Origin of the sequence: Oryzomonas rubra, assembly GCF_008369015.1 — a bacterium.
GTDB lineage: Bacteria > Desulfobacterota > Desulfuromonadia > Geobacterales > Pseudopelobacteraceae > Oryzomonas > Oryzomonas japonica.
The window spans coordinates 104,877-128,875 of sequence record NZ_SRSD01000001.1; the positions used below are offsets into that span (position 1 = coordinate 104,877).

Genomic DNA, 23,999 nt, shown 5'->3' on the forward strand with positions numbered 1-23,999 from the left:
AAATGCAATCCCGGTGATGCCTGACGTCTGGAGCTGTTTCGCCTGTATTCTGTATACACAAAACCCTTGCAATTTTTTATAACGGTGTTTACTATGCCCTGTCTGGATTCCACAGAGAAAATGACATGGCATTAATTGCATGACTGCCGCATCAAATACACTCGAAGGAGGATAGAATGCAGGTCGTCTCAAGGTCGTGTTGGCGTGGTCCCCCGCCTTTCCCTTATCATCTCGCTATCCCCATGCTTTATTTCCATTGATGCTCCGAGCGTTATTACCATCTTGAAAAGGAAGGAACTCTATGCAACTACTATCATCGTCTATCGGCAGAAAGATCGTGATGGCGATCACGGGACTGCTCATGATCTTGTTTGTCGTGGTCCATCTGATCGGCAATACGACCATTTTTGGCTGGATCAGCGGAGGCATCAACGCCTATGCCCACCACCTCCATGCGTTTCCTCCCCTGGTGTGGGCATTCCGGGCCTTCATGCTGGCTGCCGTTTCCATTCATATCTGGTACGGCATTCAGTTGACCATTGAGAATCGCGGCGGCCGGCCCCAACCGTATGCCGTCAAGGCGACCCAGAAGGCCACGTTTGCCAGCGAGAACATGATCTGGACTGGCCTGCTCCTTCTCTGTTTCATTATTTATCACCTGTTGCACTTCACCATGAAGGTCGTCCCCGGCATGGCCCTGGTGCCCGATGCCGAAGGGGCGATCAACGTCTTTACCATGGTAGTCTCCAGCTTCCAGAACTTTTTTGTGGCCTTCATCTATGTGGCGGCCATGGTAACCCTGTTTCTGCATCTGTCACACGGCATCCAGAGCTTTTTCCAGACGATGGGGTGGAGTACCGACAGGACGCTGCCGGTCTATGTCAAGGCCGGCACCCTGGTTGCGCTGGTTTTGTTTCTGGGGTACGTCGCTGTTCCGTTGTCAATCTTTGCTGGAATTCTGAAAGGTTAAGGGGGTTACCGTGATACTTGATGGAAAATGTCCAACCGGACCGATTGAGCAAACCTGGGACAAACACCGCTTTGACCTGAAACTGGTCAATCCTGCCAATAAACGGAAGTACAGCGTCATCGTGGTCGGCACCGGCCTGGCCGGCGGCGCTGCCGCGGCTTCCCTGGGAGAGTTGGGCTACAATGTGCAAGCGTTCTGTTATCAGGACAGCCCGCGCCGCGCCCACTCCATAGCCGCTCAGGGCGGTATCAATGCTGCCAAGGCATATCCCAACGACGGCGACTCCATCTATCGCCTGTTTTATGACACCATCAAGGGGGGGGACTTTCGCGCCCGCGAAGCCGACGTCTGGCGTCTGGCCCAGGTGTCCAACAACATCATCGACCAGTGTGTGGCCCAAGGCATACCCTTTGCCCGCGACTATGCCGGCTATCTGGATAACCGCTCCTTCGGCGGCGCCCAGGTCTCCCGAACTTTCTACGCCCGCGGTCAGACGGGCCAGCAACTCCTGTTGGGGGCCTACTCGGCTCTGTCCCGCCAGATCAAAGCCGGCACGGTCAAGATGTATAACCGCCGCGAGATGCTCGACCTGGTCGTGGTGGACGGTGTGGCTCGCGGTATCACCGTGCGCAACCTGGTGACCGGCGCGCTGGAAAGTTACGCCGCCGATGCCGTCTGCCTCTGTACGGGAGGGTATGTCAACGTATTCTACCTCTCCACCAACGCCATGGGGTGCTCGGTTACGGCCAACTGGAAGGCCCATAAAAAGGGCGCCCTGTTTGCCAACCCTTGCTACACCCAGATACATCCGACCTGCATTCCCCAGGCCGGCGACTACCAGTCCAAGCTGACCCTCATGTCGGAGTCGCTGCGTAACGACGGGCGTTGCTGGGCACCCAAGAAAAAGGGTGACACCCGTCCGCCCAACCAGATCCCCGAGGAAGATCGCGATTACTATCTGGAGCGCAAGTACCCGAGCTTCGGCAACCTGGCCCCGCGTGACATCGCCTCCCGCGCCGCCAAGGAACAGTGCGACGAGGGGCGTGGCGTCGGCCCGGGTGGCCGCGGCGTGTATCTGGATTTTGCCGATTCCATCAAACGCCTCAGCGAGGACACCATCCGCGAGCGCTACGGCAACCTGTTCGAAATGTATGAGAAGATCACCGACGAGAACGCCTACAAGTCGCCGATGCGCATCTACCCTGCACCCCATTACTCCATGGGTGGTCTCTGGGTCGATTACAACCTGATGAGCAACGTCCCCGGCCTGTTCGTGCTGGGCGAGGCCAACTTCTCGGTCCACGGCGCCAACCGCCTGGGAGCGTCGGCCCTGATGCAGGGGTTGGCCGACGGTTACTTCGTTATTCCCTATACCATCGGCGGTTATCTGGCCACCGTCAAGCCGGGCCAGGTCAAGGAAGATCACGCCGAATTCAAGAAGTCCATGGAGGACGTCAACAAGGATGTCAACAAGCTCCTCTCCATCAACGGCAAACGTACCGTTACCGACTTCATGCGCGAGCTGGGCACCATGATGTGGGAAAACTGCGGCATGGCGCGTACCAAGGAGTCCTTGGAGGCGAATATCAAGAAGATTCCGGCCCTGCGCGAGGAGTTCTGGAAGAACGTCAAGGTCTCCGGCAGCGGCGCCGATCTCAATCAACAGTTGGAGAACGCCGGCCGCACCGCCGACTTCCTGGAGTTCGGCGAACTCCTGTGCCGCGACGCATTGCACCGCAACGAGTCCTGCGGCGGCCATTTCCGGTCGGAATACCAGTACGATGACGGCGAGGCCAAGCGCGACGACGTCAACTACTGCTATGTGGGCGCCTGGGAGTTCAAGGGCGTGGGTGTTGAACCCGAACTGCACAAGGAGCCGTTGAAATTCGAGAACGTACATCTCGCCGTAAGGAGCTACAAATAATGAGCGATCACAAGACCATGACACTGACACTGATCGTGTGGCGCCAGAAAAATGCCAGCGATCCCGGCAAATTTGAAACCTATACCGCTAAGAACATCACCGAGCACCACTCCTTTCTGGAGATGCTCGACTGCGTCAACGAGGACCTGATCCTCGAAGGCAGGGAGCCGATCGTATTTGACCACGACTGCCGCGAGGGCATCTGCGGCATGTGCTCCCAGGTGATCAACGGCGCACCCCATGGCGGTCAGGTGCGCACCACCGTCTGCCAACTCCATATGCGCAAATTCAAGGATGGCGATACCATCTACATTGAACCCTGGAGGGCGCGCGCCTTTCCGATCATTAAAGACTTGATCGTCGACCGCTCCGCCCTGGATACCATTATCCAGGCCGGGGGCTATACCTCCTGCCACACCGGCGGTGTGGCCGACGGCAATGCCATCCTGATCCCCAAGCCGGTGGCCGACGAGGCCATGGATGCCGCCGAATGTATCGGCTGCGGAGCCTGCGTGGCCGGTTGCCCCAACGGCGCCGCCATGCTGTTCACCGGGGCCAAGGTTTCCCAGTTGGCGCTCCTGCCCCAAGGCAAGACAGAGGCGGCTGCCCGCGTCACAGCCATGACCAAGGCCATGGCTGAATGCGGTTTCGGCAACTGCACCAATCATTACGAGTGCCAGGCCGCCTGCCCCAAGGGGATCAACGTCAAGTTCATCGCCCGCATGAATCGGGAGTTTCTCAAGGCGCAATTCGCCTAATTCTGATTCGTTTTACGGCAATATGTGCTATAATCGGGGCATCCTGCGGGACGCCCCGATTTTTTTTATCGAGAATGAGGATTTTACTTGGATTTCAGTTTCGTTCACCTGCGTTTTACCATCCATACCAGTGATGTTTCCCGTGTGGTTTCGTATCTGTACCGCAGTGGCCCGGACTTTGCCGAGGTATTCAGAAAGCTCGTCTGCACTGGAAACGCATCCGCATGCTCAACGGGCTCCGATTGTGCTGAGTGTCCCTATTGCGTATTGTTCAGCCAGCAGCTTGGTGCCGACCCTTCTGCCGTGAGGTGCCATCAAAAGCCTCCCTTGCCGTTCATCTTTTCGTTCCCGCCCCACGGCGCCGCCCCGAGACAGGCCGACGATTTCGCCTGCACGCTGGTTCTGGTGGGAAAAGCGCTCAACCATACGACGGAGTTCATAAGCGCATTCCGTTCCCTGCTCGCAAACGGGCACAACGCGGGGCACTTTGCTGCTGCGGCAATTTCCCGGGTGGAATCCTTGGACTTCCACGGGAATCCGGCCGTTATAGCCACAGGGGATGGTGCGCCGGATCTGGGAAACCTGGTTACCCTCGACGCCCACGGCATTGTTGATAGCCGTTGCCGTCCGACCGATGCCGTGGGGGTCGCTTTCATAACCCCGCTGAAGCTGGCGAAGACCGGCAAGGTCATGAATTCTTTCGATGCCGGGCAGTTTGTCCGATCACTGATGCGCAGGGTCTCTGCCCTGGCCTACTACTATTGCGGCTACGAGATGCGGGACAACTTCAGGGAGTATGCCCATGTTGCCAACCGTATCGAACTGCTTGAAGATAATTTTTTCTACGCTGACGCCGGCCGCCGTTCCATGGCCCTGTCCGGGGTCATGGGAGATGGCGTCCTGAACGGCGATTTCAACGATCTTATGCCATTTCTGGCGCTGGGGGAGTATCTGCATTTGGGCAAGGGTGCCTCCTACGGGATGGGGCATTACCGGTTGGCGTGGTGAAATGTCCGGTTTTAACTCGCAACTTTGCAGGCCGCTCGGTATAATTGACGAAAAAATATAATTACTGTATTTTTTAAAATCTTGGAGGATTGTGGCGAAGCAAGCCGTACATAGCCTATCGGTTGACTTGGAGGATTGGTTTCACGTCTGCGGCCTCAAGCAGCAACCGTGTATCCCGCCTGATGACTGGCGTGTCCACAGAGCCACGGAGGTGCTGCTTGACCTGTTCGCAGAGTTTGGGGTAAAAACAACCTTTTTTGTCCTTGGCTGTGTGGCAGAGTCCGATCCGGAGTTGGTGCGCACCATTCATCGGCAGGGGCATGAGATCGCCTCCCACGGTTATTCGCACCGTCTGGTCCACGAACTCAGCTCGGCGGAGTTCGTGGATGAATTGCAAAAGACCGAAGACGTCATCATGGGGATCACCGGTAGCTTGCCGGTCGGATTTCGCGCACCCCAGTGGTCGGCAACAGCCCACACCCCCTGGTTTGACGACATCCTCGCGCAGCGCGGCTATCGCTACGACTCCAGCCGCAACCCGCTCCCCTTTATCGGGGACCGAAACGCTGCACGTCACCCGTACCGGATTGAAACGGCGCACGGGGCGTTGTGGGAGATACCTCCCATGGTGTCAGGGTCACCCCTGGGAAATCTGCCCACCGGCGGAGGATGGGGATTCCGCCTGTTTCCATTCGGGCTGATCGCGGCGACGGTCGAGAGGTATGGCCGGGCCGGTCGGCCGGCAGTGCTGTACCTGCATCCCCGTGAGGTTGACCCCCAGGGGCCGCGTCTCAAATTGCCGCTCCTGAAACGCTTTGCCTCCTACGGGACGCGGCGGGATGGGCTGCCGCGGCTGCGGAGGCTGCTGGGCAGCTACACGTTTACCACCTTGCGGGAAATGGTCGATTCATGGCAGTCTGTATCCTGATCCCGGCGTTCAACGCCGAGAAGTCCCTGGCCGCGATCCTGAACGAGTGTTCCAGCCTGGGGTATCCGTTGGTGGTGGTGGATGACGGGTCGACCGATGCCACGGCGAGCATAGCTGCCGGACATGGGGCGCTTCTGTTGCGCCATAATCGCAATCGGGGCAAGGGAAGGGCGCTCAGAACCGGTTTTGCGTGGGCGCTGGAACATGACTGCGATGCCGTCGTCACCCTTGATGCCGACGGCCAGCATGATGTATCCTCGGTTCCCCGGGTGGTCGCTGCCGCCCAGGAGGGGCGTTTCGATATCCTGATCGCCTCCCGTTTCAGCCAGTTCCAGGAGATGGGCGGCCTGCGCAAGGTCTGGAACCGTTTCGGCGTCTGGTGCATGCGCCAGCGGACCGGGTTTGAGATCAGCGACAGCCAGTCAGGGTTCCGTTGTTATTCCGGGCGACTGCTCCGCTCGGTGGCGCTTGCTGCCGACGGTTATAACCTGGAGATGGAGATTCTCATGAAGGCTTGGCGCAGCGGGTTTTCCATCGGTTCCCTTGCGGTGCCGGCTCGGGTGGCCGATGGCCGCGCCACGAGCCATTTTCGTCCGGTACGGGATACCTGGAACATCTGCATGACCTTCCTGCGCTACATGTAAGGAAGAGAACACCGACGTACTAACCGAACTGATTCAGACGAGTGGAGTGGAAAGCATGATCCAGACACTGAAAAACTATACCAGGGAAAAAGTGCTCTCGTACCTCCTGTCCATGGCGACGAATTCATCGGATGAGACGCTGATCAAGATGACGCACCTGATGGAACTGATCCCCAAAAAAGATTACTACAAAGAGCGGATCCGCTGGATTCGCGGCCTGATTCGCGACAAACACCCCAGCATCGAGTTTCCCCGCCGCATCTTGCGCGACCTGCACCCTAACCAACGGGACAAGTGGATCAGCAACCTGGCCATCAATCACCTGCTGAACGGCACCAACAAGCGCAAGGAGTGGGCCGACCAAAACGGCTTCTATCCTCCCTCCACGGTGGTGATCAGCCCGACCATGCGCTGCAATCTCTCTTGCTACGGCTGCTATGCCGGCGATTACAAAAAGTCCCTGGAACTCTCCCTGGACGAACTTGATTCGGTGCTGAACCAACTCAAGGAGATGGGAATCTATTTTGCTGTCATTTCCGGCGGCGAGCCGTTCTACATGAAGGGCATCTTCGAGATATTCAAGAAGCACAGCGACATGGCCTTTCTGGTCTTTACCCACGGCGGCCTGATCGACGAGCAGATGGTGGAGCGGTTGACCGAGGTGGGCAACGTCATGCCGGCCTTCTCGCTGGAGGGATATGAGCAGGAGACCGACGAACGCCGCGGGGCCGGGCATTTCAAAAAGGTCATGCGGGCCATGGACCTGCTGCGGGAGGGGGGGCTTTCCTTCTGCGGTTCGTTCACCCATTCCCGCAAGAACACTGACATCATCACCAATCCCCGTTACATCGACATGCTCCTGGACAAGGGGGTTTTTGCCATGTGGCTGTTTTCCTACGTGCCGGTGGGGCGCAAACCTGACACGGAGCTGATGCCGACCCCCGAGCAGCGCGACCTCCTGCGCCGAACGGTGACCGGTTACCGGGCCACCAAGCCGATGCTGTTCGTAGATTTCTGGAACGACGGCCCGATGATCTCCGGCTGTCTGGCCGGAGGGCGAAAATACTTCCACATCAATGCCAACGGCGATATCGAACCGTGCGTCTTCTGCCACTTTGCCGCGGATAACATCCGTCGCACGTCACTGCGCGATGCGCTGGCGTCGCCGCTGTTCCAGAAGATCCGTCAGAAACAGGGGGAGCACGATAACCTGCTGCGCCCCTGCATGCTGATCGATCACCCCGATGCAGGTCGGGAACTGTTCGCCTCGGAAGGAGCCTACGCCACCCACGAGGGAGCCGATGAGATCTTTACCGGCCTGGCGGACAGTATGGACGACTATTCCCGACGCTACGGCGAGATCGCCGATGAGGCGTGGGAGGCGGAATTCAAGGGGCACCCGGTCAAAAAGGGAAAGGTGTCGCGCACCTAAGATGGCCCTCTACAGCGGTATCAACCTGTTCCTTATCAATCTGTTCACCATTGTGGTGCCACGCAGGCTGTTTCCTCCGGCCGCCTTTTGCTTCGTGATGCTTTTTTACCTCCTTCTTGGCGAAAAGCGCCGCGGCTTTCGGGCAAACATGCGCACCGTCACCGGACGCGCAAATGTGGAGCGGCTGGTGGTTTCGGCCTACTACAACTATGCACGCAACTGGTGCGATGTGATGCTGATGATGCGCCTGACCGGCCCCCGGTTGCAGGCCCTCATCGGCCGGCGCAGTACCCAGAAACCGCTAGATGACGCCCTGGCCGCGGGAACCGGCGCCATCCTGGTCTCGCCCCATTTCGGCAACTGGGAACTGGGCGGACTAGGACTGGCCGACCTGGGGTACAAGGTCAACGTGCTCACCTTCCGGGAGCCTGACGAGAAGGTGAACGAACTGCGGGAGAAGGTGCGCGGCACGCGCGGTATCGGCTTTATTTACGTCGATCGCAACGATACCTCGCCACTTGCGATCATCGAGGCGGTCAACGCCCTGCGGCGCAACGAAGTGCTCTGTCTCCTGGGGGAGCGCGACGGCTCTTCCCATACCAGCATCATTGATTTTTTTGGAAAGCCGACCCCCTTCCCGGTGGGGGCCGCCTATCTTTCTCTGGCCAGCGGAGCGCCGGTCATCCCGGTCTTTGTACCGCTTGAGGGGGATCGATACGCCACGTTGATGGATGAACCGATCTATTTCAAAGGGGGCCACGGGGGGCATACCGAGGCGATTCGGAGCGGCATGGAACAGCTGGCTGCGGTGTTCGAACGCTATATCGGACGGTATCCCGACCAGTGGTACAATTTCTTCGATTTCTGGGGCGAGGACCGCCCCGCCGCGGCACCCCGCAAACGCAGGGAAGAACGCTGACAAAAAGGCACGCGCGAAGCACTATATTGGTGAGAGGACTTGTGAATGAGTGAAGAGTTGATTCCAAAAGTGAAACAGATGATCATTGAAAGCCTGCGCATCGAAGGGATGTCACCCGACGAGATCGAGACCGACGCCCCCCTGTTCGGCGAAGGCTTGGGGCTCGACTCCATAGATGCCCTGCAACTGGTTGTGGCCATGGAAAAGGATTTCGGCGTGGTCGTGCCCGACGCGGCCACCGGCACGAAGGTGTTTGCCTCGGTGCGCAGCATGGCGGAGTACATCGCGGAACATAAAAAATGAAGGTGCTCTTCGTCTCGCCTGGCTGGGAAAAGGGGCGCCTGTGGGGGGAGCTTGCCTTCAAGTTTCCCACCCTGTCCCTGGCGTCGATTGCCGCCGTTACCCCGCCGGAATGGGACGTCGCCTTCCTTGACGACAATTTCGAGACCATTGACTACTGTTGCACAGCCGACCTCGTCGCCCTGACCGCCATGACCCCCCAGGCGCCGCGCGCCTACGAGATAGCCGACGAATTCCGCCGGCGGGGGAAGACGGTGGTCATGGGGGGCTTCCATGCCAGCAATTTGCCGGACGAGGCGCTCGGCCACGCGGATGCCGTGGTGGTGGGGGAGGGGGAACTGGTCTGGCCGCAGCTTCTGTCCGACTATCGACAGGGGAGCCTCAAACGCCTCTATCAGTCCGGCACCCAGATGGAGATGGCCGCCATTCCCCGCGCCCGCCGCGAGATCTTCACGGGGAAGCGCTATCTGCTCACCAACACCATCCAGACCACCCGCGGCTGCCCCTTTGACTGCGAGTTCTGCTCGGTGACCGCTTTCTACGGCCGCAAATACCGCAAACGGCCGGTGGCAAACATCCTGCAGGAACTTGAGCAGCTCCGCAAGGCCAACTCGTTTCTCTTTTTTGTGGACGACAACATCGTTGCTGACCGGAAGTATGCCCTGGAACTGTTTGCCGGCATGAAGGGGATGGATTTCAAGTGGCTCTCCCATTCACCCATCGATTTTGCCGCCGACCGGGAGTTGATGAAGGCGGCGGGAGAATCGGGCTGCGTGGGGATGTTCGTGGGCTTCGAATCCCTGAACCAGGAGTCCCTGTCGGCCATGGGCAAGGTCACCAATCGGGCCCGCTCCTACCTGGAGGATGCTCAGGCCTTCCGCGACAATGGCATCGGCATCCTGGGCTCCTTTGTCATGGGGTACGATGGCGATACCCCGGCCATCTTCGAGCAGACGTTGCGCTTTTGCGAGGACGCCCGTCTCGAGGCGGCCATCTTTCCCATCCTGACCCCGTATCCCGGCACCAGCGTCCGTCGCCGCCTTGAGGCCGAAGGGCGCATCTTTTCCAACAACTGGCGCGACTACGATATGGAGCACGTTACCTTCCGGCCGCTTGGCATGAGCGCCGAACAGCTCCAGCAGGGGTACGAACAACTCTGCCGCTCATTCTACTCCTTTTCGTCCATGTACCGTCGTATCTTCAAACTACACCGTTCGGTACAGGTCTTCGGACCGATGAATTTCGGTTTTCGCGCGGCTCTGAAGCGCAGGAAGGTGACGGCATGACGCATCAGGCCGTTTGTGCTGCGGCAGGGAAGGGCGCCATGGTGCCGCCGTGCCATCCGGGGGCGGTATCGTTGTGATGGCTGCCGCTCCGAGACTGCTGTTGATCTATCCCGCCACCGAAAAATTGGGGTGGGTGCGCCGTTTTCAACTCCCGTCCCTCTCCCTGAAGCAGGTCGCCGCGGCAACGCCGCCCGAGTGGGAGGTGCTGCTGGCCGACGAGATCCATGAAGACATCCCTTTTGACGGCCAATTCGATCTGGTGGGAATTACCGCCATGACCCATCAGGCGGTCCGGGCCTATGAGATCGCCGACCGTTTCAGACTGCGGGGGATTCCGGTGGTTTTGGGTGGCATCCATCCCACGGTGCTTCCCGAAGAGGCGTTACAACATGCCGATGCGGTGGTGATCGGCGAGGCGGAACCGGTCTGGGCGCAACTCTTGAGCGATCTGCAGGCCGGGCGCATGGCGCCGCGCTACCGTTCCATCCCCCATGGCGATCTCCTGGAGATTCCCTGGTCGCGGCGCGATTTTCTGGCGGGTCGCACCTACCTTACCACCCAGACCATTCAGGCGAGCCGTGGCTGCCCCTACGACTGCCCGTTCTGCACGGTCACCCCCTATTTCGGCCGCACCTTCCGCTATCGCGACCCCGACGACATCCTGGCGGAATTGCGTACCTTCGACCGCAAGCTGACGATATTTCTCGACGACAATATCCTGGGCGACCCGGAGCGGGCCAAGCCGATCCTGCGCGGCATGGCCGGTCTCGGACTGCGCTGGGGCGGGCAGGCCAATCTCCGTTTTGCCGAGGACCCCGAATTGGTGAGCCTTTTGGCTCAATCCGGCTGCATCGGCATCTTTGTCGGCATCGAATCGGTCGCGGGGCCCCAGGCCAACCACCCCAAGACCGGCAGCAGGTTCAGCCAGGCCGACCTGATCAAACGGGTGCGGGACACCGGCATCGTGCTGGAGGCCTCCATGATCTTCGGCTTCGATGACCATGACGAGAGCGTTTTCGAGACCACGGTCCGGTATCTGGAGGAGTGTGCGCCCAGTATCCCGACCTTTCACATCCTGACCCCCTATCCCGGCACGGCGCTGTTCGAGCAGTTCGACCGTGAGGGGCGCATGCTCCATAAGGAGTGGCAGCACTATGACCATAATCAGGTGGTCTTCCGTCCCAAGCTGATGACGCCGGAGCAGTTGTACCGGGGATGGCGGGCGGCGCGCCGTGAGGTCTACCGCTGGCCCTCGGTCCTCTCGCGCGTCATGCAGGGAAACGGCAAGCTCGTTAATCTGGCCTATAATGTCCTGCGCCGGGGGGGCGTCTACGGGGACGAAGAAGTCGTGTACCCCCCAAAGGGTTCTGGCGGCCCCCTTGGTAACGGCCAAGGAATGAAGCCATGAACATCCTTTTGCTCCGCCCCCATCCCGGCAATGACCGCTTCGGGCTTGGCCCCTTTTTCCGGGTCGAGCCTCTGGGGCTCGAATACATCGCCGCCGCCCTGCTGGGTACAGGGCACCATGTCACTATCGCCGACCTGCGTTTCCGGCCAGGTGCCGCAACCTGGGTACGCCGCACACGCCCCCGCCTGGTGGGCATCAGTTGCCTCCACTCCCTGGAATTCGACCGGGTGCTTGAAACCGCCCGAGAGGTCCGGCTGGCCTCGCCGGAGGCCTTCATCGTGGTGGGCGGGCATGCCGCCGCGGCCTTCCCGGCGCCTTTGGAGCATGACCCGATCGACGCCATTATGGTTGATGACGGCGAAGAGGCGGTTGTGCGCCTGGCAGCCTCCCTGGAACAGGGTGGCGAACTTGCCCGGGTGCCGGCCCTGCGGCTCAAGACTGTCGATGGCTGGATCACGACCCCTCCCCTGGAGGAACGGACCTCGCTCGACCTGGTCCCCCTGCCTGCCCGTAACTTGGTGCAGCGGCATCGCAACGGGTATCACTGTCTGCTGTTCAAGCCGGTCTGGCTGATCGAAACCGCCCGGGGCTGCCCGCATCGCTGCTCGTTCTGCTCGGTGTGGCAGCTTTACGGCCGCACCTGTCGGGAGCGCTCCATCGCGGCGGTGGTGGAGGATTTTGCCACCTGCGGCGATGCTATCTTTGTGGCCGACGACCTGTTCTGGTATAATCCCGAGCGCAGCCTCGAACTGGCCGCCGCCCTCAAGCGCCGCGGGGTGTACAAACGCTGGATTCTGGTTCAGACCCGCACCGATTTGATCCGCCGCAGTGGCGAACTCATGGCCGCCTGGCGTCCTTTGGCCAAGGACTTCGACATCTTCCTCGGGTTGGAGGCGGCCAGCGACGACGGTCTGACCGGCCTGTCCAAGGATGCCGGCATCGGCGACAGCATCGAGGCGGTGCGAATCGCCCGGGAATTGCGCTACGGCATCAACGGCAACTTTCTGGTGGACCCGGATTGGGATGAGGCGCAGTTCCGGGAATTGTGGGCGTTTGTGGAACGCCACGGCCTGCAGCGGGCCGGTTTCACCATCTTGACCCCCCTGCCGGGGACCGACTACTATCAAAGCGAGTTGGCCCGCACCGCCGGGCAGCCGTGGGCCAACTTCGACATGCACCACCTGCTGTGGGAGCCGCGCCTGGGGGCAGAGCGCTTCTTCGAACTGTACGCCGAGACCTGGCGCCGTTCGATCCTCAATACCGCCGGCAACAAGAGTCTCATGGACTGGGTCCGCCAGGTGCGCCCCTCCCAGATACCCTATATCATCTGGGTCCTGCTGCGCACCCAGCGCATGATGAAGCCGGCCGAATACCTGCGGGAACACCGCGCGAGCCGCTGCCGGGCCCCGCAAATCCCCTGTGAAGGTAAAAAATGATCTGTTTCATGTTTCCCGGTCAACCCCTGACCCACGATGCCATACTTCCCTGCAACGCCGATTTCAGCGCGGTCGCCGCGCTGGTCCGCGCCCATACCGGGCTGGACTTGGCTACCTTTACCTGGGCGGAGGGGACGCATACGGAGCAGGTGGCCCTCCAGGTCTACGGGGTGGCCGTGAGTCTCTATCGCCAGCGCTGCCTGCGGCTGGAAGGGGTGAAACCGGCGCTGGCGGCCGAACACAGCATGGGGATCTATGCCGCCCTGGCGGCCTGCGGCTCGGTCAGCGAAGGGGAGGCCCTGGAGATTGCCTTTCGGGTGGGTGCCTGCATGGAACAGCGCTTCCTGGGACGGGATTATGCCCTGGGGTGCCTGGTGGGGCTTACGGCGGAGAAGCTGGCGGTACTGGCCGCAGAAGGCGCGGTTTTTCTTGCCAATCACAACACGTCGCACCATTTTCTGCTGGCCGGCAGGCGTCACGACATGGAGGCTACCCTGAGCGAAGCGCTCGCAGCGGGGGCCTTTTCGGCCAAGCTCTTCCCCTGCGACGCCCCGCTGCATACCCCGCTCCTGGCCGAGGCGGAAGAGGAGGTGACGGCCATTTTCCGGGACTATCGCTACCGGGAACCGGCTATCCCACTCATGAACCACATTGATCAGGAGTTCCTCACCGCCGCCGAGATCCCCTCTTTCCTGATGCGGGAATTGACGGAAACGGTCCACTGGGAACAGACCTATCGCGCCCTGAAGCGGTCCGGCGCCACCCGTTTCGTGGAGGTGGGGGCGGGTGATTCGCTCAAGAAATACAATCGTTGGATCGAGAGCAGGCTATGAACTATCACGAAACAGCCCTAACCGTGCGCTTCAACGAGGTGGACGCCTACCAGGTGGCCTGGCACGGGCATTACGTTGCCTGGATGGAGATCGGCCGCAGTGAACTGGCCGGCAGATTCGGACTGGATGCCTTCCAGTTGGGGGCTCTCGGCTATCTGGGGCCGGTGGTCGCGCTGGAGATAAAGTACCTGCGTTCCGCCCGCTACAACGACCTGTTGACCGTCCGCACCACCTTGACACCGAGCGAGACGGCCACCCTGGTCTTTGAAAGCGTCATACTGGACCCTGACGGCAATAAACTGGCCACCGGCCTGACCCGCCACGCCCTGACCGACCTGAACGGCGTTCTGCAATTCCAGATGCCGCCTGCGGTTGCCGAGCGGGTCGAGCGGATGAAGGCCTGGCTGGAGGCGATATGAAGATCCTACTGGTTTCGGCCAACCGCGAACACTCCCCCTATCCGGTGTTCCCCATCGGTCTCTCCTATCTGGCTGCCCCCCTGGCAACTGCCGGCCATGAACTTGCCGTGCTCGACCTCTGTTTCGAACAGAAGCCTGAAACGGCCTTGGAGGAACGGCTCGCCTCATTCTCGCCGGCCCTGGTGGTGGTCTCCCTGCGTAACATCGACAATGTGACCTGGCCCGGTTGCCGTTCCTATCTGGCCGGGGTGCGGGAGGTGGTCTCCGTCTGCCGCCGGACTGCCCGGGTTGTGGTGGGCGGTTCCGGTTTTTCCCTGATGCCCCGGGAGATTCTGGCCTATGTGGACGCCGATTATGGCGTGGTGGGCGAGGGGGAGGAGGTGCTGCCCCGGCTCGTGGAGCTGATCGGACAGGGCGCCTGCCCGTCCGGCCTGCCGGGGGTGCTGGCGCGGGGTGCTGATGCGTTCCAGCCGGCGTTGCCGGTGGAGCGGATCGCTACCCCTGACCGGAACCTGTTCGACGTGGCCCGCTACCAGCGCCAGGGGGGCATGGCCAATGTGCAGACCAAGCGTGGCTGCCCCTTCGCCTGCATCTACTGCACCTATCCCTTGCTGGAGGGGCGTCGGATGCGCCTGCGGCCGATCCTGGACATCATCGCCGAGGTACGCGCCCTGGTGGAGGATCACGGGGTCAGCTATATCTATTTTGTGGACGACATCTTCAACTACCCGACCGAGTTCGCCGAACAGCTCTGCCGGGCCATGGCCGCGGAACGGCTGGCGATCAACTGGTCGGCCTTCATCAATCCGGCCTTCATGCCGCCCGGTCTGTTGGATGTCATGCTGGCCGCGGGGTGCGACGCCGTGGAGTACGGCACCGAATCCGGCTCGCCGGTCATGCTGAAGAATCTGGGCAAGGCCTTTACGGTGGCCGATGTCCGCGAAGGTTCGCGCCTGTGCCGCGAGCGGCAGGTGGATTTCGCCCATTACATCCTTTTCGGCGGCCCGGGGGAGACGCGGGAAACCATCCTGGAAAGCTTCAGCCTGATGGACGAACTGGAACCGACCGCGATCATCGCCATGACCGGCATCCGCATCTTCCCCGGTACCCCGTTGCACCGGACCGCTCTGGCGGAAGGGGTCATCGACACCACCACCAACCTGCTGGAACCGGTCTTCTACATCTCGTCGGCCGTCAGGGACGAGTTGACCGAACTGGTCACGTCAGAGGCGATCAAACGCAAAAACTGGGTCGTGCCCGGCCTGGAGGTTAATATCAGCGACGCCATGCTGGAGGCCCTGCGCATGTTTCCGGTCAAGGGACCGCTCTGGAAACTGATGAAACGCCTGGGCAGAAGCCGCATCAGACCGCTGTGATACCCCGTTGACTCCCGTGATTGCTTCTTCCAACTCATCCGCACCCCGCATCGACCTGCGTCTGGCGGCACTCCTCATCGGCATCACCCTTTCCACGGTGGATTCCAGCGCCCTCAACCTGGCGTTGCCGTCCCTGGCGGCCCATTTCCATAGCCACGCCGGTGACGTCCAGTGGGCCTCCACCCTCTATCTGGTCGGTTCGGCCCTCGCCTTTCTGCCCCTGTCCGGTCTGGCCGGCAGGGCCGGTACGGTGCGGGTCTACCGCGCCTCGCTGATCTGCTTCAGCATGATCTCGTTCTTCTTGGCACTTTCGCCCAACCTGGCGGTACTGTACCTTCTGCGTTTTCTGCAAGGTGTTGCCGGAGCAGGCATCGTGGGCCTGGTGCCGGGCATGACCGCAGCCACCTTTCCCGAACGTCGCGGCTGGGCTCTGGGGATGGTGGCGGGTGCGGTCGCTGCCGGCACCATGATGGGGCCACCCCTGGGTGGTTTCATGGTGGATTGGTTCGGCTGGCGCAGCATCTTCTTCATCAATCTCCCCTTCGGACTGGCGGCCTTTCTGCTCTCCGGCCGTCTGACCGAACTACACGGCGTGGGGCTGCGAGAAGGGCTGCGCCGCGCCATCCGCGCCCCCCGTTTCCTGCTGGCACTCCTGGCCACGGTCTGTTTCTTTGCCCAGTCCTTCGGCAGCAACCTGTTATGGCCCTTTTACCTGGAAGCGGGCGGCATGACCCCCAGTCGGGTAGGGCTCGCCATGCTGCTGCCCCCGGTGCTGCTGATGATCCTCGGCCCGCTGGCGGGACGGCTCTCGGACCGTGTCGGCTACGAGCGGGTCAGTTGGCTCGGCAGCGCCGTGCTGTCCCTGGCCTCCTGGACTCAGGGCATCACCGGCCGGGTCGTACCCGGTCTGGCCGGTATCGGTATCGGCCGGGCGTTGTTCCAGGCCGCCAACAATGCCGCCGTGCTCTCCCAGGCTCCGCCGGAGACCGAAGCGGTTGCCTCGGGCCTGCTCTCCATGGCCCGGGTGGCCGGTCAGGGCTTAGGCAGCTTGTTGGCGGGGAGCATGTGGGGCGCCTTTGAGCACCATGGAGCGCGGCATGCCTTTCTGGTCTCCAATCTGGTTCTGGGTGCTATTGCGGTGCTGGCCGGCGTGCTGATCCTGTCGCGCAGGCGGGTAGGGACCATAGGGAGACGCCCGGAATAGCCGTTGTATTTTTGCACGGGATAACTTTCTGAACTCGCAGCTCTTGTGGCAGCTTGCCTGCGGCCCATTTCATCCTGCGTGAAGTTGCATTCCTTCGTAAAATTTCTTCTTACTAAATTTATTTGGCCCGTTCACTGACACCACAAGGAGATAGAGCATGAAACAGAGAACATTGGGAACGCAGGGATTGGTTGTCTCAGCCCAAGGGCTGGGGTGCATGGGGATGTCCGATTTCTATGGCCAGCGGGACGAGGCTGAAGCCATCGCCACCATCCACCGCGCCCTGGAATTGGGCGTCACCCTGCTGGATACCTCAGACATGTATGGCCCGTTTACCAACGAGGAGTTGGTCGGCAGGGCGATCAAGGGGAAACGCAAGGATGTGGTCGTGGCGACGAAATTCGGCATCGTCCGCACCGAAGACCCGAACTATCGCGGCATATGCGGCCGCCCCGACTATGTGCGCTCGGCCTGCGACGCCTCCCTGAAGCGACTGGATGTAGATCATATCGACCTCTACTATCAACACCGGGTGGACCCGGAGGTGCCGATAGAGGAGACCGTGGGTGCCATGGGCGATCTGGTGACCGCCGGCAAGGTCCGCTTCCTTGGCCTGTCCGAAGCCGGTCCGCTCACCATCCGCCGCGCCCACACCGAGCATCCCGTCAGTGTGCTGCAAGGCGAATACTCACTCTGGAGCCGCGACCCGGAGGACGAGGTACTGCCGACCCTGCGGGATTTGGGGATCGGCCTTGTGGCCTACAGTCCACTTGGGCGCGGGTTCCTGACCGGGCAGATCACCCGGTTCGAGGACTTCGATGCCGATGATTACCGTCGCCTGTCCCCCCGCTTCCAGGGTGAGAACTTCGACAAGAACCTGCACCTGGTGGAGCAGATCAAGGACATCGCTGCGCGCAAGGGGTGCACACCGGGGCAACTGGCCCTGGCCTGGGTGATGGCTCAGGGAAACGACATCGTGCCCATACCGGGGACCAAACGCAGAAAATACCTGGAAGAGAATGTGGCCGCCGCAGCGGTGACGATCAGCGCAGCCGAAATGGCGGAGATCGACAGGGCGCTCCCCAAGGGCGCGGCTGCCGGTGAGCGCTATCCGGCGGCCATGATGGCGATCATCAACCGGTAGGCCCTGCCAATTCATACCACCAAGGAGTTGCTGACATGCACCATGAACTGCGCCGTAAAGAACGGGCCCTTACGGAGCCGGAGGCTAAGGCGATCCTGGAGCAGGGCGAATACGGAATCCTTTCCACCTGTGACCCGGATGGCCAGCCGTACGGCATCCCGCTCAGCTACTGCTGCCTCGAAAACGACGCCATCTACTTCCACTGTGCCGTGGAAGGACACAAACTGGACAATATTGCCGCCGACAGCCGGGTGTCCTTCTGTGTGGTCGGTACAACCGAGGTTCTGCCCGACCAGTTTGCCACCAGGTACGAAAGCGTCGTTATCTCCGGCAGGGCGACGGAGGCCTTTGACGAGGAGAAGCAACGGGCTTTGGAAGGGCTCCTGGACAAGTATTCTGCCGAGTTCCGCTTGCCGGGGCTGGACTATATCGAGGCCATGCGGGAACTGACCAGGGTGTTCAGGGTCAGCATCGAAGATATCTGCGGCAAGGCGCGAAGATGATGGTACGACGTCCAGACAACCGGGAAGTGACTCGATGTATCCCGTCGGTCGTTGATTCTGCATCTGTGCAGACGTAGTCTCCTGCACAGATGCAGAATCTTCCAAACTATCCCCGATTTATTACCCCTGTGCCTTTCAGGCGTGTCCGCCCTGCTGCCGATAGGCTATCAGGTCGGCAACGGTAACCACCGGAAGGCTGTGCTGCCGGGCAAAGGAGATGATTTCCGGCATCCGGGCCATGGTGCCGTCCTCGTTGGTCAACTCGCACAGCACGCCGCACGGTTTGAGCCCGGCCAGCCGCATCAGGTCAACCGTTGCCTCGGTGTGCCCCCCCCGTTCAAGCACGCCGCCGGGACGCGCCCGCAAGGGAAACACATGGCCGGGGCTGTTCAAATCCGACGGGCGCGCCTGATCGGTAATGGCGGCCTGGATGGTGGTCACCCGGTCTTGAGCGGAAACCCCGGTGGTCACACCTTCCGCAGCCTCGATGGTGACCGTGAAGGCGGTCTGATAGCGGCTGGAATTCTCCGCCACCATCATCGGCAGGTTGAGTGACGCAACCTTTTCGGGCGTCAGACAAAGGCACACAATCCCGCTGCACTCCCGGATCATGAGTGCCATCTGGGCCGGGGTCAGGGACTCGGCGGCAAAGATGAGGTCACCCTCGTTTTCCCGTTCCGCATCATCGGTGACCAACACGCCGGCACCGGTCCGCAATGCGGCCAGGGCACTTTCAACACGTTCAAAAGGGGTACCAAAAGAGACCAGCAGTTCCTGAGACATGATTCGACTCCTTCAACAAGGGGAATTGGTCTCAGGGCGGCAGGACGGCAGACGGGACATACCGGCGCGCACGAGGGGGCGTGTCGGTTGGATGTCGGTTACCAATTGGGTGGGTCGCTGCCTTATCCTCTTTCATCCGGACTGTTACCGTCGGCTCTGGCATCTCACCAGATCTGCTGACCCTCCTCCCCACAGGAAAGAAGCGCTCGCGGGCTCCCCGGAAAAGCCGGGATACCGCCGGTGGGGAATTTCACCCCGCCCCGAGAATAAGTGCCATCACAATACAGACGTACCGGCCATGCTGTCAAGGGACTTCACACCGAAGCAATCCCCCCGGCGGCTGAAAAGCCGCAAAACGAAAGGACTTGGATCTATGCAGATGGGCACAATTGATGTCAGCTCTGGACATGCTCCGGCGAAAACGTTAGAATGAAAACCTTGTAATCAGATGCTCACCGGAGTTTCGATGGAATTTAAAGACCATATCGTGGTGGTAACCGGCGGCACGCGCGGGATTGGCCGAGCCGTTTCGCTTCTGTTCGCCCGTCAGGGAGCACGCGTCTTTGCCGCCTACCTGAGCAACGACCAGGCGGCGGCAGCTCTGGTCGCGGAAGCGCAGGGGCTGGCCGGCACGATCAGCGTGATCAAGGCCGACGTGGGCTCGGCCGCAGGGGCCCAAGGGCTGATCGACGCGGCTTCGCAAGAGAGCGGCCATATCGACGTACTGGTCAACAACGCCGGTATCATCCGCGACGGCTGGCTGGCCATGATGGCGGAGGAGGATTGGGATGCGGTTATGCACACCAACCTTTCCCCCCTGTTCCACTGTTGCAAGTGGGGGGTGCGCAAGATGATGGCCTGCCGCTGCGGCAGCATCGTGACGGTGTCCTCCATTTCCGCCCTGACCGGAACCGCCGGCCAAACCAATTACGCAGCCTCCAAGGGGGCCGCCATCAGTTTTACCAAATCCCTGGCCCGGGAGGTGGGGGGGATGGGGATCCGCGTCAACGCCGTCGTGGCCGGCCTGATTACGACCGATATGACCGCCGGGCTGAAGCAGGATGTGGTGGAACGGATCGTCAAGGGCTCGGCCCTCGGCAGGATCGGCACCCCCGAGGAGGTCGCCGAAGCGGTTCTTTTCCTGGCCTCCCCGCGAGCCTCTTACATTACCGGCCAGACCTTGGTCGTGGATGGCGGCACGGTCTAGGGACAGACGTGCCTTTGGGCGAGGATTCAGGGTTTCTGTTTTTCAAGTTTTACTTTATATTGTTAATATAACGTATCGATATTTGGTGCTAAATGGTGAAAAAACGCGTTGTCATAACCGGGCTGGGGGTTTTTTGCGGGGCCGGCAAGAATGTGGCCCAGTTCAGCGATGCCCTGCTGAACGGCATCAGCGGCATCGGACCCTTGGACCTGTTCGACGTGTCGGCCTTTCCTTCCCATATCGGTTGCCAAGTCAAGGGGTATGACCCGCTGGACCATTTTGACCGTGCAACGGCTCGGAAACTCTCCCGTGCCGACCAGTTCGGCCTGATCGCCGCCGCTGAGGCCCTGGCGGACAGCGGTCTGTCCGGGCATTATTCTCCCTTTGACATGGGGATTTCCATGGGTGGGGGGGCTGCCGGCATGTTCCAGGCGGAGCAGTGGCTGAAAGCGCAGCTGGTTGGAGAGAAGGCGCCGCCGGTGCTGCTGCGCGGCGTGCTGCCCGACAAGACCGCCACCGAGATAGCCCGGGCCTGCAACCTTGCCGGCTACCAGGGAACGGTCACCACGGCCTGCTCCTCGTCGGCCACCGCCATCGGTTGGGGCGCCGAACTGGTTGCCACCGGCCAACAGCGGGCCGTGCTGGCTGGTGGTTCCGATACCCTGTCGCTTTTGACCTTCGGCGGCTTCAATTCGCTGAAGGTGGTCGATCCCGAGCCCTGTTCCCCCTTCAGTCTGGGGCGTCAGGGAATTTCCCTGGGAGAGGGAGCGGCCTTCCTGGTTCTGGAGAGCGAAGAGGATGCCGTGGCGCGGGGAGCCCGGGTGTATGGGGCCGTACTCGGCTATGCCCTGGCCGGCGAGGCGTATCACATGACCGCTCCGGAGCCGACCGGTTCCACGGCGGCGAGGGTCATGCGCAACGCCATTGCCGTTGCCGGTATCGACAGCGGTCGGGTAGGGTGGGTCAACGCCCATGGCACCGGCACGCCGCTCAATGATGTGGTGGAGTCCAATGCCATGAAGCTGGTCTTCGGCGAACGGATTACCTCGGTTCCGCTGATTTCCACCAAGGCCATGACCGGCCACTGTCTGGGGGCGGCCGGCGCTATCGAGGCCCTGGCCACGGTCATCGCCCTCAACCGCCGTATCATTCCCCAAACCTTGAACTTCCGTGGCCGCGACCCGGAATGCGACCTGGACTACTGCCACGAGGGGAAACGCTCCTGCGAGGCCGACGTCGCCATGTCCAATTCCTTTGCCTTCGGGGGCAACATCACATCACTGGTGCTGGGCATATGATCTACTCCTTCAACGATATCGTCGTCAGCGGCTTCTCGGCCGTGACCGCCGCCGGCAACGGCATGGAAGCGGTGCTGGAACTCCTCGGGTCGGGTCGGGACGCCCTGTCAGCCGTACCGGACGACGTGCCGGGGGGGGCGGGCCAGCGCTGGGGCAAGGCGCTCGGCTTCAAGGCCTCGGATTTCATGCCGCCGCTCAAGGCCCGCAAGATGGACCGGTGCAGCCACTTTACCGTTGGTGCCACGGGGCTGGCTCTCAAGGATGCCGGGATTGATCTGAAGAGCATCGATCCCGAGCGGATCGGGATCGCCCTGGGGTGCGGTTTCGGCGGCGTGGCCAATTCCGCCGAATTCCTCAGCGGTTATTTCAAAAACGGCGCCGAGGGGTTGGCGCCGGTGCTCTTCCCCAATACGGTCTCCAATGCTCCCGCCAGCAACGCGTCCATCGAGCATGGCCTGAAGGGCCCCAACGTTACCCTGGTGCAGCGCTTTTGCTCAGCCGAGTCGGCCTTTGTCATGGCCTGCCGTTTCATCGCCGAAGGTAGGGCAGACGTCATGCTGACCGGCGGGGCCGATGACCTGACGCCGCTGATGATCGCAGGTTTTGCCGCCACCGGCCAACTGCGGCGTTATGCCGCCTGTTTCGGCGAGGGGAGCGGCATCCTGGTATTGGAGAGCGCGGCCCACGCCGCCCGCCGCAATGCCCCGGTCAAGGCGACGGTGGAGACGGTCGCCACCATCGGGCTGCTCCCGGCCGGTCGTGAACAGGAAGGGGTTGAGCGCCTGTTCAGCGGCGTTGATCGGTGCAACCTGCTCACCCTATCCGGCACCGCCGGCGACACCCCGCTTCTGATGCAACGGGTCGAGGCCCAGGGCATCATCGACACCGCCTCCATCCTGGGACGTTCCCTGGCCATGGGGGGCACGGCCATGGCTACCCTGCTGGCCAAGCTTCAGCCCGGCCAACAGGGGGTGCACCTGGCGGCCTCTCCCGAGGGTCCCTACTACGCCATCCGCTTCACGGGAGGCGCAGCAACGGCGTGCACCCCCGGCGAAGTGAAGGGAGCTTCGCATCAAGTCTGATCCTGCGGCATATCTCCCCCACCGTTACCCCTTTCTGCTCCTTGACCGGGTCGTCGAACTGGAGACCGGCGCCCATGCGGCTGCCCGGGTTGCCGTCACGTCGGGCCGCAGCCTTCCCCAGGTGCTGCTGGTGGAGTGCATCGCCCAGTTGGCCGGCATCCTCACCATTCAGGACGAGGGGGAGGGTGGTTTTCTGGCGGCCATCGACCGGGCCGAATTTTCCGGCGCGCCCCGGGCCGGAGATGAGCTTTCGGTCTCGGTCCGGGTGGTCAAGGCATTTGGCAGGCTTTTCATGGTGGAGGGAGAGGTGGTATGCGACGGCCGGACGCTGGTGACGGCCCAACTTACCCTGGGAGTAGGTAAACTATGATGTCGATTGCACGAGGTTCTCGCTTTTTTCTGATCCCCGCCGCCTGCTGGCAGACCGTTGCTGCATGCGCCACGCTGTTTCTGCTGCTCGTGGGCGCTTTCCCCTGTCAGGCCCGCCAGATCCCTGCCGTGGACGGGCTTGAAGCTCTCCGCAAGGCCTTTACCGGGGTCACGGATTTTACGGCCGATATCAGCCAGGAAAAGCGTCTCTCGGTGATGAAGCGGGCCATGACCATGAACGGAACGGTGCGCTTCCGCAAGCCTGACCAGTTCTATCTTGAACTCAAAGCACCCTATGCCAGCCGCATGGTCCTGCGGGACAGTACCATCGAACAGGTCATGGGTACGGGCGGGGAACGGAACCGGATCGTCCTGCCCCCCGAGCAGGGATTGAAACGCTGGTTCTCCCGACTGGCCACACCGATCACCACCCTGCCGGAAGGTCTGGGCGTCCACGCCGATGCGACCGGTCCGGTCTATACCGTGACCATTGCGCCCCACGGCAAGGGGCAGGTCAAGGAACTGGTCATAACCTTCCTGGAAGACGGCACGATAAGAAAATTGGTCATCATGGAGCGGAACGGCGACCGTGCCGTGATGACCTTTAAAAAGGTGCGCCGCAACGTGGGGCTGACGGACCGCGATTTTCGGCTGGAGTGATAAACCTAACCAACGCGGCTTCTTTTGCCCTCACGTAAATGCCATATGACATCATGCCGCGTTGTCTCCGTGACGCTGTGACAAATGTTTTTTCGGGATAAACCTTGC

At 61.3% G+C, this 23,999-nt stretch carries 24 protein-coding genes and 1 riboswitch; of the genes, 23 read left to right on the forward strand and 1 reads right to left on the reverse strand.

Features of this window, described 5'->3' with window-relative positions; translation table 11 throughout:
• Positions 1-301 precede the first annotated feature (301 nt).
• From ET418_RS00490 to ET418_RS00575, 18 genes are all read left to right on the forward strand, one after another.
• Entirely contained in the window at positions 302-970 is a 669-nt protein-coding gene (locus ET418_RS00490) for a succinate dehydrogenase cytochrome b subunit (protein WP_149305617.1), read from the forward strand.
• A gap of 10 nt (positions 971-980) precedes the next feature.
• Entirely contained in the window at positions 981-2,894 is a 1,914-nt protein-coding gene (locus ET418_RS00495; protein ID WP_149305618.1) for a fumarate reductase/succinate dehydrogenase flavoprotein subunit, read from the forward strand.
• Entirely contained in the window at positions 2,894-3,652 is a 759-nt protein-coding gene (locus tag ET418_RS00500; protein WP_149305619.1) for a succinate dehydrogenase/fumarate reductase iron-sulfur subunit, read from the forward strand. The genes ET418_RS00495 and ET418_RS00500 overlap by 1 nt, the downstream gene beginning before the upstream one ends.
• 327 nt (positions 3,653-3,979) lie before the next feature.
• Positions 3,980-4,660, forward strand: coding sequence for a CRISPR system precrRNA processing endoribonuclease RAMP protein Cas6 (cas6, locus tag ET418_RS00505; protein WP_149305620.1), 681 nt, complete (start codon positions 3,980-3,982; stop codon positions 4,658-4,660).
• A gap of 91 nt (positions 4,661-4,751) precedes the next feature.
• On the forward strand, positions 4,752-5,588 hold the full coding sequence (locus tag ET418_RS00510; RefSeq protein ID WP_149305621.1) for a polysaccharide deacetylase family protein: 837 nt from the start codon (positions 4,752-4,754) through the stop codon (positions 5,586-5,588).
• Complete coding sequence (locus ET418_RS00515) at positions 5,570-6,232, forward strand: glycosyltransferase family 2 protein (RefSeq protein ID WP_149305622.1); 663 nt, start codon at positions 5,570-5,572, stop codon at positions 6,230-6,232. The genes ET418_RS00510 and ET418_RS00515 overlap by 19 nt, the downstream gene beginning before the upstream one ends.
• Before the next feature lie 55 nt (positions 6,233-6,287).
• On the forward strand, positions 6,288-7,664 hold the full coding sequence (locus ET418_RS00520; RefSeq protein WP_149305623.1) for a radical SAM protein: 1,377 nt from the start codon (positions 6,288-6,290) through the stop codon (positions 7,662-7,664).
• A 1-nt stretch (position 7,665) separates the two neighbouring features.
• Complete coding sequence (locus ET418_RS00525; protein ID WP_149305624.1) at positions 7,666-8,583, forward strand: lysophospholipid acyltransferase family protein; 918 nt, start codon at positions 7,666-7,668, stop codon at positions 8,581-8,583.
• A gap of 45 nt (positions 8,584-8,628) precedes the next feature.
• Complete coding sequence (locus ET418_RS00530) at positions 8,629-8,886, forward strand: phosphopantetheine-binding protein (protein WP_149305625.1); 258 nt, start codon at positions 8,629-8,631, stop codon at positions 8,884-8,886.
• Positions 8,883-10,169: a B12-binding domain-containing radical SAM protein gene (locus ET418_RS00535; RefSeq protein ID WP_149305626.1), complete on the forward strand. Its 1,287-nt coding sequence runs from the start codon at positions 8,883-8,885 to the stop codon at positions 10,167-10,169. Before ET418_RS00530 ends, ET418_RS00535 begins: the two co-directional genes overlap by 4 nt.
• 49 nt (positions 10,170-10,218) lie before the next feature.
• Positions 10,219-11,577, forward strand: coding sequence for a B12-binding domain-containing radical SAM protein (locus ET418_RS00540; protein ID WP_246152882.1), 1,359 nt, complete (start codon positions 10,219-10,221; stop codon positions 11,575-11,577).
• A complete protein-coding gene (locus ET418_RS00545; protein WP_149305627.1) occupies positions 11,574-13,013 on the forward strand; it encodes a B12-binding domain-containing radical SAM protein in 1,440 nt (479 codons plus the stop codon). The genes ET418_RS00540 and ET418_RS00545 overlap by 4 nt, the downstream gene beginning before the upstream one ends.
• The gene (locus ET418_RS00550; RefSeq protein WP_149305628.1) at positions 13,010-13,846 is read left to right on the forward strand and encodes an ACP S-malonyltransferase; all 837 of its coding nucleotides are present in this window, start codon (positions 13,010-13,012) and stop codon (positions 13,844-13,846) included. Before ET418_RS00545 ends, ET418_RS00550 begins: the two co-directional genes overlap by 4 nt.
• Complete coding sequence (locus tag ET418_RS00555) at positions 13,843-14,265, forward strand: acyl-CoA thioesterase (RefSeq protein WP_149305629.1); 423 nt, start codon at positions 13,843-13,845, stop codon at positions 14,263-14,265. Before ET418_RS00550 ends, ET418_RS00555 begins: the two co-directional genes overlap by 4 nt.
• Entirely contained in the window at positions 14,262-15,641 is a 1,380-nt protein-coding gene (locus tag ET418_RS00560) for a lipid biosynthesis B12-binding/radical SAM protein (protein ID WP_149305630.1), read from the forward strand. The genes ET418_RS00555 and ET418_RS00560 overlap by 4 nt, the downstream gene beginning before the upstream one ends.
• Positions 15,642-15,657: 16 nt before the next feature.
• Positions 15,658-16,845, forward strand: a complete 1,188-nt coding sequence (locus ET418_RS00565) for an MFS transporter (RefSeq protein WP_246152913.1) — start codon at positions 15,658-15,660, stop codon at positions 16,843-16,845.
• A 157-nt stretch (positions 16,846-17,002) separates the two neighbouring features.
• Positions 17,003-17,989, forward strand: coding sequence for an aldo/keto reductase (locus tag ET418_RS00570; protein ID WP_149305631.1), 987 nt, complete (start codon positions 17,003-17,005; stop codon positions 17,987-17,989).
• Between the two features lie 35 nt (positions 17,990-18,024).
• Positions 18,025-18,492, forward strand: a complete 468-nt coding sequence (locus ET418_RS00575) for a pyridoxamine 5'-phosphate oxidase family protein (RefSeq protein ID WP_149305632.1) — start codon at positions 18,025-18,027, stop codon at positions 18,490-18,492.
• A gap of 135 nt (positions 18,493-18,627) precedes the next feature.
• Here the strand turns inward: ET418_RS00575 and ribB are convergent, their stop codons facing one another.
• A complete protein-coding gene (gene ribB / locus ET418_RS00580) occupies positions 18,628-19,275 on the reverse strand; it encodes a 3,4-dihydroxy-2-butanone-4-phosphate synthase (RefSeq protein WP_149305633.1) in 648 nt (215 codons plus the stop codon).
• A gap of 120 nt (positions 19,276-19,395) precedes the next feature.
• Positions 19,396-19,547, reverse strand: a riboswitch (FMN riboswitch).
• A 194-nt stretch (positions 19,548-19,741) separates the two neighbouring features.
• Between ribB and fabG the strand changes: the two genes are divergently transcribed.
• From fabG to ET418_RS00605, 5 genes are all read left to right on the forward strand, one after another.
• Positions 19,742-20,482 (forward strand): 3-oxoacyl-ACP reductase FabG, encoded by a 741-nt coding sequence (gene fabG, locus ET418_RS00585; RefSeq protein WP_149305634.1) that lies wholly within the window; start codon positions 19,742-19,744, stop codon positions 20,480-20,482.
• Positions 20,483-20,574: 92 nt separating this feature from the next.
• The gene (locus ET418_RS00590; protein WP_149305635.1) at positions 20,575-21,780 is read left to right on the forward strand and encodes a beta-ketoacyl-[acyl-carrier-protein] synthase family protein; all 1,206 of its coding nucleotides are present in this window, start codon (positions 20,575-20,577) and stop codon (positions 21,778-21,780) included.
• Positions 21,777-22,862, forward strand: a complete 1,086-nt coding sequence (locus ET418_RS00595) for a beta-ketoacyl synthase N-terminal-like domain-containing protein (RefSeq protein WP_149305636.1) — start codon at positions 21,777-21,779, stop codon at positions 22,860-22,862. Before ET418_RS00590 ends, ET418_RS00595 begins: the two co-directional genes overlap by 4 nt.
• Positions 22,852-23,232, forward strand: coding sequence for an ApeP family dehydratase (locus tag ET418_RS00600; protein ID WP_149305637.1), 381 nt, complete (start codon positions 22,852-22,854; stop codon positions 23,230-23,232). The genes ET418_RS00595 and ET418_RS00600 overlap by 11 nt, the downstream gene beginning before the upstream one ends.
• Positions 23,229-23,891, forward strand: coding sequence for a LolA family protein (locus ET418_RS00605; protein ID WP_246152883.1), 663 nt, complete (start codon positions 23,229-23,231; stop codon positions 23,889-23,891). The genes ET418_RS00600 and ET418_RS00605 overlap by 4 nt, the downstream gene beginning before the upstream one ends.
• The last annotated feature ends 108 nt before the right edge of the window (positions 23,892-23,999 follow it).

Bases quoted from the DNA above. Each gene is read 5' to 3' on its own strand.
- ET418_RS00490 (WP_149305617.1), top strand. From the start codon at position 302: ATGCAACTACTATCATCGTCTATCGGCAGAAAGATCGTGATGGCGATC.
- ET418_RS00500 (WP_149305619.1), top strand. From the start codon at position 2,894: ATGAGCGATCACAAGACCATGACACTGACACTGATCGTGTGGCGCCAG.
- ET418_RS00515 (WP_149305622.1), top strand. From the start codon at position 5,570: ATGGCAGTCTGTATCCTGATCCCGGCGTTCAACGCCGAGAAGTCCCTG.
- ET418_RS00520 (WP_149305623.1), top strand. From the start codon at position 6,288: ATGATCCAGACACTGAAAAACTATACCAGGGAAAAAGTGCTCTCGTAC.
- ET418_RS00525 (WP_149305624.1), top strand. From the start codon at position 7,666: ATGGCCCTCTACAGCGGTATCAACCTGTTCCTTATCAATCTGTTCACC.
- ET418_RS00530 (WP_149305625.1), top strand. From the start codon at position 8,629: ATGAGTGAAGAGTTGATTCCAAAAGTGAAACAGATGATCATTGAAAGC.
- ET418_RS00535 (WP_149305626.1), top strand. From the start codon at position 8,883: ATGAAGGTGCTCTTCGTCTCGCCTGGCTGGGAAAAGGGGCGCCTGTGG.
- ET418_RS00545 (WP_149305627.1), top strand. From the start codon at position 11,574: ATGAACATCCTTTTGCTCCGCCCCCATCCCGGCAATGACCGCTTCGGG.
- ET418_RS00550 (WP_149305628.1), top strand. From the start codon at position 13,010: ATGATCTGTTTCATGTTTCCCGGTCAACCCCTGACCCACGATGCCATA.
- ET418_RS00555 (WP_149305629.1), top strand. From the start codon at position 13,843: ATGAACTATCACGAAACAGCCCTAACCGTGCGCTTCAACGAGGTGGAC.
- ET418_RS00560 (WP_149305630.1), top strand. From the start codon at position 14,262: ATGAAGATCCTACTGGTTTCGGCCAACCGCGAACACTCCCCCTATCCG.
- ET418_RS00570 (WP_149305631.1), top strand. From the start codon at position 17,003: ATGAAACAGAGAACATTGGGAACGCAGGGATTGGTTGTCTCAGCCCAA.
- ET418_RS00575 (WP_149305632.1), top strand. From the start codon at position 18,025: ATGCACCATGAACTGCGCCGTAAAGAACGGGCCCTTACGGAGCCGGAG.
- ribB (WP_149305633.1), bottom strand. From the start codon at position 19,275: ATGTCTCAGGAACTGCTGGTCTCTTTTGGTACCCCTTTTGAACGTGTT.
- fabG (WP_149305634.1), top strand. From the start codon at position 19,742: ATGGAATTTAAAGACCATATCGTGGTGGTAACCGGCGGCACGCGCGGG.
- ET418_RS00590 (WP_149305635.1), top strand. From the start codon at position 20,575: ATGGTGAAAAAACGCGTTGTCATAACCGGGCTGGGGGTTTTTTGCGGG.
- ET418_RS00595 (WP_149305636.1), top strand. From the start codon at position 21,777: ATGATCTACTCCTTCAACGATATCGTCGTCAGCGGCTTCTCGGCCGTG.
- ET418_RS00605 (WP_246152883.1), top strand. From the start codon at position 23,229: ATGATGTCGATTGCACGAGGTTCTCGCTTTTTTCTGATCCCCGCCGCC.